Source organism: Spirosoma liriopis (assembly GCF_023196085.1).
Classification (GTDB): domain Bacteria; phylum Bacteroidota; class Bacteroidia; order Cytophagales; family Spirosomataceae; genus Spirosoma; species Spirosoma oryzicola.
Genome location: NZ_JALPRF010000001.1, coordinates 358,904 through 371,147 on the forward strand (window position 1 = coordinate 358,904; position 12,244 = coordinate 371,147).

Here is a 12,244-nt window from a genome sequence, read left to right on the forward strand (position 1 = left end):
TTTACTATCTGGGTTACGTTTTACTTACCTCCAACTGGTCAGAAATCTTTTCCTGCATCGCCTGAACGTTGCCTTTGGGCAGTTTCGGCTTGATAATCAGGCGCAACGAATTTCTAAAATTCAGATAATTGAACATCCAGTTTATAAAGATCGATAGCCGGTTTTTCACGCCGACGATCGCCATCAGGTGCACGAACAACCACGTTAGCCACGCAAAAAATCCCTGAAATTTAAAAAAAGGCAAATCGACAACAGCTAGTCCGCGACCAATGGTAGCCATTGTACCCAGATCATGATACGTAAATTCTTCCAGCGGTTGGTTGCGGACGATGTGAAAAAAGTTTTTCGCCAGATGCTTACCCTGCTGAATAGCAGGCTGGGCAATCTGCGGATGCCCGTTCGGCCATTTCTCCTCAGTCATCAAGGCGACATCACCAATCGCAAATATATCCGTAAAACCCTGAACTTGATTAAACCGATTGACCAGGATACGTCCGCCCCGTCCAAGAGTTTCGGGCGGCAATCCCGCCAATGGATTCGCTTTGACGCCAGCCGCCCAGATCAGATTATTCGTCCGCAGCGTTGATCCGTCATTCATGGTTACGATACGACCGTCGAAGTCCTTCACGCGTGTGTTTAAACGCACATGTACGCCCAGCTTCTGCAAGTAGTCGAGCGAATGCTCCTGCGACTGAACGGACATCGGCCCCAGCAGCTCCCCTCCGGACTCAATGAGATAGATATCCATCATTTTGAAATCCAGCTCGGGGTAATCCTGGGGCAATACGGTCCGGCGCATTTCGGCCAGCGTGCCGCAAAGCTCCACCCCCGTTGGTCCACCGCCCACCACCACCACGTCCATCAACCCTTCCTTTTCATCCTCCGTCTCGACGCTCAAGGCATCCTCGAAGTTTTGCAGCATCCGGTTACGCAGGGCGATCGCTTCTGCCACTGATTTCATCGGCAGCGCCTTTTCGATGATGTTCTGCTGATTGAAGAAGTTGGTATCGGCACCGGTCGCGATAACGAGGTAATCGTACGTGATGGGGCCAAGTTCGGTATCGACCGTTTTTTCGGCGGTACGAATGCCCGTTACGGTCGTTACCCGAATGTGTACGTTTTTGCAGTTGCCAAACACCACCCGCAATGGAAACAGAATTGAATTGGCCTCTAATCCGGCGGTGGCAACCTGATAATATAGCGGCTGAAATTCGTGGTAGTTCTGTTTGTTGATCAATACGACCTGAAACTCTTTGGCCTGCGATAATTTACGAGCCAGTTTAAGGCCACCAAAACCCGCGCCAACAATCACAACGCGCTTTCGATCCGTTTGAGGTATGTTTGGATTCATCCGCTTTTAGTTTACAGTTTCATCGTCAGTTACGCATGGACAACCTACAGCAATCAACTGCTTTTTACCTAGATGGTTCTGAATCGCTAACTAAACACAATTAACCCTCGTAATTAGCTAATTTTTTCTACAGAATGCGCTTCGTTGAGTACTCGCTCATAATGCGCTTCGTAAAGCGGCAAGATACGGGATAGCTCAAACTCTTTAGCCCGCGCCAGAGCGTTGGCTTTAAAGGTCGGAAGGTGCTCATCATCCAGAACATACAACGCATTTTTGACCATATCGTCCACATCGCCCACGGGACTCAGGAAACCTGTTACACCCTGTACGTTCAACTCCGGCAACCCACCGGCGTTTGATGTGATCAGTGGTACTTCGCAGGCCATCGCTTCGAGAGCCGCTAGCCCAAAACTCTCGTTTTCAGAAGGCATCACAAAGAGATCGGCCACCGACAAGACTTCTTCAACGGCGTCCATCTTACCCAGAAACCGCACCTGATCATAAATGCCGAGGTCCCGTACCAGCCGTTCGATACGCGCCCGTTCAGGTCCGTCGCCGACAAGGAGTAATTTAGCCGGTAACTGTTTTTGAACGTTGTAGAATGTCATCACCGCATCGTCGATGCGTTTCACCCGCCGGAAATTGGAGGTATGCACAATGAGCTTTTCGCCATTGGGGCAGATCGCTTTCTTAAAATGCTCTTTCTGCTGACGCTTGAAACGATCCAGATCGATAAAATTGGGGATAACTTCGATCTCGCGGTGAACATTAAAATGAGCATAGGTATCCTGCCGGAGATTTTCGGAAACCGAGGTAACACCATCGGATTCGTTGATGCTAAAAGTAACTACCGGCTCATACGAAGCATCTTTACCAACGAGGGTAATATCGGTTCCGTGCAGGGTGGTAACGACCGGTACCATACGCCCCTGCGAACGCAGAATCATTTTAGCCATGTACGCTGCCGACGCGTGCGGAATGGCGTAGTGAACGTGCAGAAGATCAACGTTTTCGTTCGTGACTACATTCACCATTTCGCTGGCTAGTGCCGACTCATAGGGAGCATACTGAAAGAGCGGATACGAGGGTATATTTACTTCGTGGTAAAAAACGTTTTCGTTGAAAAAATCGAGCCGGGGTGGTTGTTGGTACGTAATGAAGTGAATCTGGTGGCCGTTTTTAGCCAGTGCTTTACCTAGTTCGGTGGCTACTACGCCACTGCCTCCAAAAGTTGGATAGCAAACAATACCGATTTTCATGCAGTAAGCCCCTTCGGGCTGAGAACGATTTTTTCGGACAACACTAAAAACGGCCGAAAAGAATCCCAAAGCCCCGTTTGCTGAGCGAGTAATTTAGAATAAAAGCTTTTTGTATCCGTCACTAACCCAATCAGCGTACGTACCTATTCCTCAAAAACTGTTATTTTTGTAAAAAACCCCCATGTCAACGCGTCAGCCCATTCCTTTCTCGGCATTTGCTTTTGGCTTCCTGCGGCTGATCCGGGTGCAGAATCTGCTGATTGTGGTGATGACCCAGTTTCTGGCGCGTATCGTGCTGGTTGGCCCGCGCGACGCCTGGCCCCGCCTGCTTACTGATCCGACCATCTGGCTGCTCTCGCTCTCGACGGTATGCATTGCCGCAGCGGGCTACATTATCAATGATTATTTCGATATTAAAATCGATCTGGTCAATAAACCGGAACGGGTTGTCATTGGCCGTTACTTGAAACGCCGGGTAGCCATCGGCACGCACCAGCTCCTGAACGTCATCGGCTGCCTGATTGGTCTGTACCTGAGCAAGTGGGTGTTCCTGACGGATGTTATTTCCGTATCGCTGCTGTGGCTTTATTCGTCACAGTTAAAACGGCAACCGTTTATTGGCAACATTGTGGTATCGCTGCTCACGGCTCTGTCACTCATTGTCCTAGCCGTTTATTACCGCCAGAACGCAGATATGCTGCTCATCTACGCCTTGTTTTCGTTTGGGATTTCGCTCGTTCGGGAGATTATCAAAGACATGCAGGATGTGCGGGGCGACGCCCGGTTCGGCTGCCGGACCTTGCCAATTGTGTGGGGATTACGCCGGACGAAGTACCTGCTTTACGTCCTGATCGGTTCGTTTATCTTCGGCATGTTTCTCATTGCGGATTCGCTCAGTAACCTACGACTCGGCCTGATTTTTCTGGTGTTGCTTGTTCCTATCATCTGGCTTACTTACCGCCTTGTCGTGGCTGATACGCGTCGCGATTTTGGCTACCTCAGCAATCTCTGCAAGCTCATTATGCTCCTCGGTGTTGTGAGCATGGTATGGGCGTGAGGACGGACAGCATAAGTCAACCGCGTAACTTCGAAACGTTGAGAATACAGAAAACCAAACGCCTGTCAAGATGAAAGAATCCAAAGTCGAAGCCCTGATTTACTACTCGAAACTAACATTTGACTCGGATCACATCGTGAAGAAGTCAAAACAGGAGATCCAGGAAAAGCTTGATGAATACACGGCTCAAGGGTACCGTTTGACGTCGACAACGTCCACTAGTTTTGGTACGGCACTCTATATTTATTTGTTTTTCGAAAAAGACATGTAATGGTTTGCCCTTCTGAGTGCGTTTCATTTGGTTAAGTTACGCGCTCTGACTATCTCCAAAAACTACCGTTCGCTCAAGGACTTACAGCGTAATTCATGACTCCTCATACATTTGTTTTTATACCAGCTAAATTACTCAGTGCGTATGAGAACATTTGTTTTTACCCTGCTTTTTATAGGTAGTTTACTGACGAACAGCCGCGCGCAGGATTGTATGGGTATTGCCCTCAAATCGGGAATGAGTTTTGAACTGAGTACGTTCAATGCCAAAGACAAGCCAACGGGCAAGATCACCTATCAAGTGAAAGATGTTCACAAAGAAGGGAGTTCGACGGTCATGGATATTGTGGCTCAATTTCAGGATGAAAAAGGCAATCAACGTCCTCCCTACCCCATTCATTACACCTGCACAGGTGATGAGCTTGTTGCCGATTTATCAGGCATGGCGCAGGGAATGCAAAGCAGCATGAAGGATATGGAGATGAAGCTAAAAACCAACAAACTGGTTTACCCCCGCAAACTTAGCGTTGGACAGAAGCTGGATGAGGGTAAAATGGAAGCTGACATTCTAACGAATGGTACGCCAATGATGAACATGATGATGACGATGAGTAATCGGCAAGTGGAAGGTCAGGAATCGGTGACAACACCCGCTGGCACCTTCGACACCTACAAAATCACGTCGGATATCAGTTATGAAAACCGGCCCCTGGCAATCCCTATCCCCATACGAGGAACCATGCGGGTAGTGAGCTACCGGTCCAATAACCAACTGCTGGACATAAAATCGGAGAACTACAACAAAAACGGTAAGTTGATGGGTTACACACTTTTAAGTAAAGTCAACTAGGCTACCAGTAGGCTCTCCATACCGGCCATTGGCGAAATTGTAAAAACTTTCGCAACTTTGTTGCAAAAAAGCCGGTTAAGAGGAGGTACGATTGAGCGAAGCATCGTACTTTTGCGTTTGCCTATGAAAACAGATATTCTTTCTCGCAAAGCTGACTACATTGGTATTACAGGCTCCGTATTGTGCATCATCCACTGCATGATTACGCCTATCCTGTTGATGTCCACGGCTCTGCTTCAGGATGAACACCTCCGCTTTGGCTACTTGAGCCTGGATTATATTTTTATTGGCGTAAACATTGTTGCGGTTTACTTTGCAACGCGTCACTACGCTCCCCCAGTTATCAAAAAAGCGCTCTGGAGCTTTCTGTGTCTCTTTGCCGTAGCAATCATCCTGGAAGATGTAAGTCCTGTTTTTGAATACCTGGGCTACGCAGCATCAGCCGGTTTGGTTGTTACCCACCTCATCAATATTCGGCAGCATCGCATCCAGCACGTTCACTAGGCTTAACTAGTTAGGGCCGAATGCTCGGTTCATCAAAAACGTATTGTCGGTCAACGTTTTCAGGAAACTGATTACCTGCTTCTTCTCGGTATCGGTTAGTGCGATACCCAATTGTCCGTTCATTTTTAAGGCCGGGTCGAGCGTTGGGCCGTCTTTCACGCCCGATGCGTAGTGGTTGAGCACTTGGTCCAGCGTCGTAAAACGACCGTCGTGCATGTACGGAAACGTATTTTCTACATTGCGCAGGCTTGGCACTTTAAATTTCAGTCGGTCGGCTTCGTTCAGTGTAATCGTGTAGCGTCCCTGGTCGTTGATGCCACTCGCCGGAAGGCCATTGTTACGGTAACTGTGGTCCGTAAATAAATCGGTAGCGTGGCAGCTCGCGCATTTTTGTTTAAAGACCGACAGTCCAGCCAGTTCATCGCTCGTTAATACCCCTCCGGCTTCGTTTCGAATGTATTTGTCGTAACGCGAATCAGCCGATACCAGGGTCAGCACAAACTGCGAAATAGCTTTCAGAAACCGTGCCGTCGTTACGGTATCCGAGCCAAACGCATTTTTGAACATGGATGGGTATTTAGGGCTTTTCTGAACCCTTGCCAGTACATCGGCAAACTTCATGTCCATCTCGACCGGATTGGTGATCGGTGCAATAAATAGCGTGTTCAGATCCGTGACGCCCCCATCCCAGAAAAACTCCCGCGACCAGGCCATATTCTGCAAACCCGGTACATTGCGCGTACCGATTCGGTCGTCGATACCGTGACTCAATGGATGGTCGGAATGGGCAAAACCGGCAAACTGCTGGTGGCAGAATCCGCAGCTAACGCTACTATCGCGGGATAAATGCGTATCGTAAAACAAAGATTTTCCTAATGCCACTCCCTCGACAGTTAATGGATTCTGCGTCAGGTCATAAACCGGATCGGGAAAGTTGGCGGGCTTTCGCAGCGCAACGGGCGTAGTTTTATAATCAACACCACCTGGTTCCGTTGGAGTCGGGTTAGGCGTTGGTTCATTCGCATCCGGCTTCGTCTGACAGGCAACGGCCAGCCCGAACAAAAACAGGCTAACGAGCAAACCCGCCTGTCTGACTGTATGGAGAACGGATTTTGTCATTGGTTGGCCGCCACGCGATTATAGCTAAACATAGACGCGTAATTGTCAGCGATGGTAGCCGAGAAAGGGACAAACATCACTTGCGGATTCTGCGCAATGCTCAGTTTCGTTGGTCCGTCAAATACCTTCAGCGCATCGGCTTTCAAGCGCACCTGCGGTTTGAGCGACGGATCGACTTTAACAACATCTCCGTTGAAAGATAGCGTAATCGAACGCAGGTTATTGATCGTTTTCTTGCCGTTATAGCCACCCCCAAAGCCTCCAACGTGGTAAAAGAACGCGCGATTATCCGTAGTCGGAGCTGCCGGAGACGTTCCTTCGAGCTTGAGAAAAACGTAGCCCGAATTCCATTCCCAGTACATTCCATTATTCAGAGCGGGATCCAGAACGCCCGTACGCTGGCTGATGTCGGCCAAACTCCGCAGACTATCTACACCAATCAAAAACGTCATACCCGTATAATCACCCGCCGGTATTCCGCCCAACGTCATGGTCTGCGAAGCGGGTTTCTCTTCCTCAACCAGAAAATAGCTGTTTGCCTGCGGTAGCGCGTATTCGGTGCCGTCCGCTTTTTTAAGTCGGATATTACTAATGAAGTAGTTAAACTTCGTCACCGTAAAATCTTCACCGAGTGCATTCTTGTACGTCTGGGTATTTAGAGTCAGGTCCTGATTGCCGACAACGTTATCGACAGACAACGCTAAAGAGCCAACCGAGTCGGATGCCTGTTCGGGGTCAACGGTATTACAGCCAACCACGGCAGATCCAACGGTTATTGATACGAAGAGTAGTTTGAAGAAGTAGTTTTTCATTACGCAGACTATAAATATCTATTACACCAAATACGCTGGTTTACTGCGAGTTGTTGCGCCCGTACAGGATAACAAGCGTTACTATACTACCGCTTACGATCATCAGAAACAGCCAGATCAACGCATTTGCTGCGCTGAGCGGACGCTGCATCGACTCGTTGACGAATCCCACAACGGTACCTACACAGATACCGATCATACTGACAAAAATAAACTGAATAATGGGTGGTAACCGGCGCAGCATACGGAATGGGTTCGTATGAATAACGAACGGGTCACGGTTCTATTTTTCCGATTGACCCGTTCGTTATCCAAGAATCTAGGTTTACTTCTTTACTCGATACAGTTTATGGCATCACACCTTAAAGAGTAGTAATCAACCGGCTTACAATTACCGTGTTCTTCCCTTCCGTAGTTTGCTCGTAGGCCACCAAGAGTCCGTTTTTCGTCGCTAGTGCCACGGGGTAGGTCGCATTGATGGTTTCGGGCGTCAGGTACGTGGTCGAACTGATTGCCTGACCAGCCAGTGTCCGCATACCGATTCGCTGGACAAAGGAACCCATCTCGCCCGATCCATCTTTTGAAACCGACTCATCCCAAAGCCACACCAGCCGCCCGTCGGTCGTTGCCACCTGCGGATGTTTGGCCCGGTTGGTCATGACCGACGAAACCAGTTTGTCAGCCCCTACTTGCGCCAGCCGAAGTCCGGCCTCCCCTTCTTTTCCCGAGAACCAGGTCGTTAGGATTTCATCGCCAAGTTGAGCGACCGAAGGCCCGGCATGCGGACAAGCATTGACCTGCCAATGATCGGCAAACACCACCTGCGGCTTACTGAACGTTTTTCCACCATCGTTCGAAATAGCCGTGCTGATGTCGCGGGAAGCAATCTCTCCTGCCCTGGTCGATGGCAACAGGTCGCGGTAGGTCAGGTGGATATTCTTTTGGGAATCGACGAACAGATTGGTTCGACAGCACTGGCACGCGTTATCGTCTACCAGCACCGCTGGCCCAAACCCACCATCTTTGGTTGTCTGCGCAAAAACAACCGGACGCCCTTCCCGATTCGGTAATTTTTCGTCAAGCCATACCGCACCGATTTCCCCGTTGGGTAACCGCGCGATATCCGCAAAGGAGTGGCTTTTTCCTGGCGCAGCATCCTGATGAACCGGCGTTGGCTCCGTCCAGGTTTTTCCGTTGTCGGTCGAGACGGTGTACAGCAGATCACCCGCAAAACGCGACTGAGCCGTTGGTCGGGGTACTTCAAAAATCGCCAACAAGGTTCCGTCAGCCTTTGAAGCGATTTTGGGCATTCCTTCGGCGTGAGCAGACAGCGTAGACGGTGCTTTTACTTGTATTTTTGGACCGAAGGTTTGCCCGCCGTCGGTCGAAACGGCGAAGTAAAAAGCGGCTCCTTTATCGCCGTCTTTCTCAACCCAGCTCAGCAACGGATTTCCAGCCGCGTCGGTCGTCAGGCGGGGTGTAGCGCCCACAAATTCTGGATTTGAAACAGTATTCTGGACGGGTGGTCGGGCAGCCGCTAACCAGAGTAAAATTGATACTATGAATGAGTACATCATGATTGGTTACGATTTGACGTGAGGACGCGGTTATTTTCCCGAAAACGTGTATTGAGCGCCGAACACAAAAGTCCGGGGAGCCGCCGGCGTATAGGTTGTGCGGTCGGTAGCGTTGTTGCCGCGAGTCGCGTTGGTTGCAAAAAGTGCGTCGGTTACGTTCAGTACATTTGAAAACAGTTCAATGCCTTTCCACTGGTACCCCACACGGATATTGGCGAAATTGTAGCCACCGTACCGAACGGTGTTGACCTGGTTCTGGTACCAGCCCGATACATGCTGCCACTCCACCGACGTACGGAAATTCTTCAACCAGACCGGGTAATAGCTGATTTCAGTGTTCCAGATCGTACGCGGGGCCGACGGCATATCTTTCCCATCAACGTTCTGCACCGCATCAGACGCCCGCTGGCTAAGCGTAAATTCGACAAAACGGTGAACCGCGTGGGTACCGCCAAATCGAAAGAATAGCTGCTTCGACGGACGATAGGTAACGCCCAATTCAACGCCCCGGTGCAGGGTTCGACCCGCCGATTGGTAGTCATACGAATTATCTGGCTGACGGATATTCAGCAGTTCGTTGGTCCCGTTCATCTGGTAAACGGCTCCGTCGATGTACACTTTGTTGCTGAACAGACTTGCCCAACCGCCTACTTCCAGGTTGTTAAACTGAGCGGGTTGCAGGTTATAGTAAAACAGATCACCGGTTGCCGTTGGCGTGGTTCGTTTCAGGAAGATCGAAGTAAGCGCCGGGGGCGAAAACCCTTTGGCATAACTGGCATACAGCCCTTTACCGTTTCCTAGATCATACGTAGCGCCCAATTTAGGGGTAAGTTGACTATACGCCTTGTTGCCCAAACTGTTGTCCAGTGCGTTGGTATAATCGAACGCCATCCGGTCGTAGCGCAGACCCGCCGAAATTCGTAGCTTCGGCATCGGTTCCAGATCGTACTGTACATAAGCGGCTGTATTGTGAATATCGGCCTGGTAGTTAGCCAATTGAACATCAGGCCGCTCGCGCAACTGGGTGTATTTAAGCACCGATTTTTTATCCGCCCGTAATTCAGCCGACAGTTCCGTCTGGTAAGCGTAGTACGTATTTGGCGACAGATCCAGCGTGACACCAGCGATAAGCTTACTGTTCAGAAAAGTCAGTCGTTGGGTATGCTGGGCAATAAAGCCGTAACTACGGAAATCGTTGCTGTTGATTTGCCCCGTCGCGGTCGATGCACCACTCGTCCACCGAATCGAATACGTCGGATTCTGCCCGATGCTGTTGTTCCGTATAAAAGCGGTTACGAACGACTGTGAACCATTCTGCCAGTCGTGCTCAAGCGTCAGCCGACTGCGTAACGAAACCGTTTTGCGGTACGTAAAATCGGTTGTGCTGGCGTACTGACGCGCAAAAAAGGCGGTACTGTCTACACTGCCGGTGGTTTGCGAGTTGTAATCGTTGTACGAAACAGTGCCCGTCAGGCGAGTATGTGGCGTAAAGGCGTATTCGAGCCGGGTGAAGTACGACGATTTATCGTAATCCGAACGGGCTAACCACGAATTGCGCTGCCGGGACACAAAGCCGCCCACGTAAATACCAAACTTACCCTGGCGAGCACCGGCCCCAACCTGAAGCCGCTGGTAACCCCACTGATCGACCTGAATACCAACCCGAACCGTGGGCACAGCCGTTGGCCGCTGGGTGATAAAATTAACCGCTCCGCCTACGGCCTCCGGTCCGTAAATAGACGATACCGGCCCTTTTACGACCTCGATTGAGCTAACCGTAAACTGGTTCATTTCGAGCAGGGCGTTATGGTTGAAAACGCCCATTGGCCGGATTGGAACGCCATCTTCCAGGTACAGAAAATACGCGTTGGTGGTCATCGGCTGACGGATCGCCATCATGTGCTGCTCGTTGCCCAAGTTGACCATCAATACGCCCGGCGTTTTGTTGATCACCTCGTAAATACTCGTCGGCTTGGTCTCTTCGATGAGTTTGGGCGAGAGCTTAGAAATCGCTATGGGTGTTTCGGTTCGCAGGGCAGCCTCGCGGTTACCCGTTACGACCACCGTTTGCAGATCCTCAACGGCTGGCTCCAGCGCGATCCGCAAGGGCTGATCAGCCGTTGCCATCACCTCCCGCTTTCGATAGCCGACGGCGGATACGACTACCATTGAACCATTGGTCGGCAGCGAAAAGCGCCCGTTTCCGTCTGTAACGACACCGGCTTTACCCTCCGCAACGATTACGGTTACCCCCGGCAAAGGTTCTTTGGTTTGCGCGTCATACACCAAGCCTTGCTTTACCGACTGCGCGGCAGCAGACCATACAATCATCACCCATAGCCCAATGGCTATGAGACATTTATAGGTTTTCACTAAAATAAAGTTTAAGTCGAAGAAAGGAATACAGTACTACACACGCTCAGGTAGCTAAGCGTTGACATAGTTACTTATCGTACTGAAAATAAAGATTCGACTAAACTTTGGGAGGACGGAAAAGACCCACGAGCGGGGCAACGTAAGAAGGAAAACGATAGACAGGTACTCCTGCCAACAACGATTCGACCGAGGCTGGTTCGAACGTAAACGGCTGGCTATTCTCGCAAAATAGCTGCAACACAGGCAAGTTCTGCACCCGTTGGGTGGTTTCCTTATCCTGCTTGTCCTGCTGCGCTTTCAGGCGTTTGGCCAGATAACACTGACCGTCGCAGTGCAGCTGCGGCTTGTCGCGATTTTCGCACAGCACACGGGCGATGTACTCCTTGTTGGCATGATAGTACGCAATGGTTCCCCACGGGCTTACCGTTGGCAGCAGCGTCGCAAAGAGGAGAACAAAGAGTAGCGCATTTTTCATGACGCGACAAAGGTAGAACAGAATTACGACCTGTGTTTCGTCCAGCCGAAAGTTTCAGTTGAAACGATGAAGAAACAACGCCATAAACATGCAACATTGTTGCATAAAACTTTATCTTTACGAAAAACTCCATTCCTATGCGCTATCTCACGTTTGCCTGCCTGCTCGTAGCCTTCGCTGCCTGTTCGGATAAATCCGCTGCTGACAAACCCTTACTCGACGAAGCAGCTAAGTACCACAATGAAGCCATTGAGGTTCAGGAGCAAGTAGAACCGCTGGTCGATCAGGTTGATTCGGTTCGAACGCTGCTGGTACAGAAAGCCACTCCGGAAGCCAAATCAACGGCGCAGTCACTCGATAGCCTGAAGACGGCCTTCGAAGCATGGGAAGAAAATCTGGTGGAAGTCCCCGGTATGAAACACGAACACCATGAGCACAGCAGCGGTAAACACCATCATCATAACCATAACAACGACGCCAAGGATATGCCCGCCGATCAGATGCGTGATTTGCAACGTGAATTCCTGACCAATATTAAAGCAATTCAAACTCAGACGCAGCAGGGTATGGATCGGGCCAAGAGCTTGCTTTAAC

At 50.2% G+C, this 12,244-nt stretch carries 13 protein-coding genes; 5 read left to right on the forward strand and 8 right to left on the reverse strand.

Annotation, left to right across the window (positions count from 1 at the left end):
* Positions 1-13: 13 nt before the first annotated feature.
* On the reverse strand, positions 14-1,351 hold the full coding sequence (locus M0L20_RS01495) for an NAD(P)/FAD-dependent oxidoreductase (protein ID WP_232559057.1): 1,338 nt from the start codon (positions 1,349-1,351) through the stop codon (positions 14-16).
* A gap of 113 nt (positions 1,352-1,464) precedes the next feature.
* Positions 1,465-2,610: an N-acetyl-alpha-D-glucosaminyl L-malate synthase BshA gene (gene bshA, locus M0L20_RS01500; RefSeq protein WP_232559058.1), complete on the reverse strand. Its 1,146-nt coding sequence runs from the start codon at positions 2,608-2,610 to the stop codon at positions 1,465-1,467.
* Positions 2,611-2,791: 181 nt separating this feature from the next.
* Between bshA and M0L20_RS01505 the strand changes: the two genes are divergently transcribed.
* The 4 genes from M0L20_RS01505 (at position 2,792) to M0L20_RS01520 (ending at position 5,291) form a co-directional block, all read left to right on the forward strand.
* Positions 2,792-3,667: a geranylgeranylglycerol-phosphate geranylgeranyltransferase gene (locus M0L20_RS01505; RefSeq protein WP_248475318.1), complete on the forward strand. Its 876-nt coding sequence runs from the start codon at positions 2,792-2,794 to the stop codon at positions 3,665-3,667.
* Positions 3,668-3,737: 70 nt separating this feature from the next.
* On the forward strand, positions 3,738-3,938 hold the full coding sequence (locus tag M0L20_RS01510) for a KH domain-containing protein (RefSeq protein ID WP_248475319.1): 201 nt from the start codon (positions 3,738-3,740) through the stop codon (positions 3,936-3,938).
* Between the two features lie 144 nt (positions 3,939-4,082).
* Positions 4,083-4,787 carry a TapB family protein gene (locus tag M0L20_RS01515; protein WP_232559061.1) on the forward strand — a complete coding sequence of 235 codons (705 nt, stop codon included), beginning with the start codon at positions 4,083-4,085 and terminating at the stop codon, positions 4,785-4,787.
* A 123-nt stretch (positions 4,788-4,910) separates the two neighbouring features.
* Positions 4,911-5,291, forward strand: coding sequence for a MerC domain-containing protein (locus tag M0L20_RS01520; protein WP_232559062.1), 381 nt, complete (start codon positions 4,911-4,913; stop codon positions 5,289-5,291).
* Positions 5,292-5,297: 6 nt separating this feature from the next.
* Here the strand turns inward: M0L20_RS01520 and M0L20_RS01525 are convergent, their stop codons facing one another.
* From M0L20_RS01525 to M0L20_RS01550, 6 genes are all read right to left on the reverse strand, one after another.
* A complete protein-coding gene (locus tag M0L20_RS01525) occupies positions 5,298-6,410 on the reverse strand; it encodes a cytochrome-c peroxidase (RefSeq protein WP_248475320.1) in 1,113 nt (370 codons plus the stop codon).
* Entirely contained in the window at positions 6,407-7,222 is an 816-nt protein-coding gene (locus M0L20_RS01530; RefSeq protein WP_248475321.1) for an MbnP family protein, read from the reverse strand. The genes M0L20_RS01525 and M0L20_RS01530 overlap by 4 nt, the downstream gene beginning before the upstream one ends.
* Before the next feature lie 40 nt (positions 7,223-7,262).
* Positions 7,263-7,466, reverse strand: coding sequence for a hypothetical protein (locus tag M0L20_RS01535; RefSeq protein WP_248475322.1), 204 nt, complete (start codon positions 7,464-7,466; stop codon positions 7,263-7,265).
* Positions 7,467-7,584: 118 nt separating this feature from the next.
* Positions 7,585-8,799 carry a sialidase family protein gene (locus M0L20_RS01540; RefSeq protein ID WP_248475323.1) on the reverse strand — a complete coding sequence of 405 codons (1,215 nt, stop codon included), beginning with the start codon at positions 8,797-8,799 and terminating at the stop codon, positions 7,585-7,587.
* A 30-nt stretch (positions 8,800-8,829) separates the two neighbouring features.
* Positions 8,830-11,130 carry a TonB-dependent receptor gene (locus M0L20_RS01545; protein ID WP_248476591.1) on the reverse strand — a complete coding sequence of 767 codons (2,301 nt, stop codon included), beginning with the start codon at positions 11,128-11,130 and terminating at the stop codon, positions 8,830-8,832.
* Between the two features lie 142 nt (positions 11,131-11,272).
* Positions 11,273-11,650: a hypothetical protein gene (locus M0L20_RS01550; RefSeq protein WP_232559067.1), complete on the reverse strand. Its 378-nt coding sequence runs from the start codon at positions 11,648-11,650 to the stop codon at positions 11,273-11,275.
* A gap of 137 nt (positions 11,651-11,787) precedes the next feature.
* Here M0L20_RS01550 and M0L20_RS01555 point away from each other — a divergent pair, with 137 nt between their 5' ends.
* On the forward strand, positions 11,788-12,243 hold the full coding sequence (locus M0L20_RS01555; RefSeq protein WP_248475324.1) for a hypothetical protein: 456 nt from the start codon (positions 11,788-11,790) through the stop codon (positions 12,241-12,243).
* Position 12,244: the final 1 nt, after the last annotated feature.

Coding starts and splice junctions, on each gene's coding strand:
- M0L20_RS01495 (WP_232559057.1), bottom strand. CDS start 1,351: ATGAATCCAAACATACCTCAAACGGATCGAAAGCGCGTTGTGATTGTT.
- bshA (WP_232559058.1), bottom strand. CDS start 2,610: ATGAAAATCGGTATTGTTTGCTATCCAACTTTTGGAGGCAGTGGCGTA.
- M0L20_RS01505 (WP_248475318.1), top strand. CDS start 2,792: ATGTCAACGCGTCAGCCCATTCCTTTCTCGGCATTTGCTTTTGGCTTC.
- M0L20_RS01510 (WP_248475319.1), top strand. CDS start 3,738: ATGAAAGAATCCAAAGTCGAAGCCCTGATTTACTACTCGAAACTAACA.
- M0L20_RS01515 (WP_232559061.1), top strand. CDS start 4,083: ATGAGAACATTTGTTTTTACCCTGCTTTTTATAGGTAGTTTACTGACG.
- M0L20_RS01520 (WP_232559062.1), top strand. CDS start 4,911: ATGAAAACAGATATTCTTTCTCGCAAAGCTGACTACATTGGTATTACA.
- M0L20_RS01525 (WP_248475320.1), bottom strand. CDS start 6,410: ATGACAAAATCCGTTCTCCATACAGTCAGACAGGCGGGTTTGCTCGTT.
- M0L20_RS01530 (WP_248475321.1), bottom strand. CDS start 7,222: ATGAAAAACTACTTCTTCAAACTACTCTTCGTATCAATAACCGTTGGA.
- M0L20_RS01535 (WP_248475322.1), bottom strand. CDS start 7,466: ATGCTGCGCCGGTTACCACCCATTATTCAGTTTATTTTTGTCAGTATG.
- M0L20_RS01540 (WP_248475323.1), bottom strand. CDS start 8,799: ATGATGTACTCATTCATAGTATCAATTTTACTCTGGTTAGCGGCTGCC.
- M0L20_RS01545 (WP_248476591.1), bottom strand. CDS start 11,130: ATGATTGTATGGTCTGCTGCCGCGCAGTCGGTAAAGCAAGGCTTGGTG.
- M0L20_RS01550 (WP_232559067.1), bottom strand. CDS start 11,650: ATGAAAAATGCGCTACTCTTTGTTCTCCTCTTTGCGACGCTGCTGCCA.
- M0L20_RS01555 (WP_248475324.1), top strand. CDS start 11,788: ATGCGCTATCTCACGTTTGCCTGCCTGCTCGTAGCCTTCGCTGCCTGT.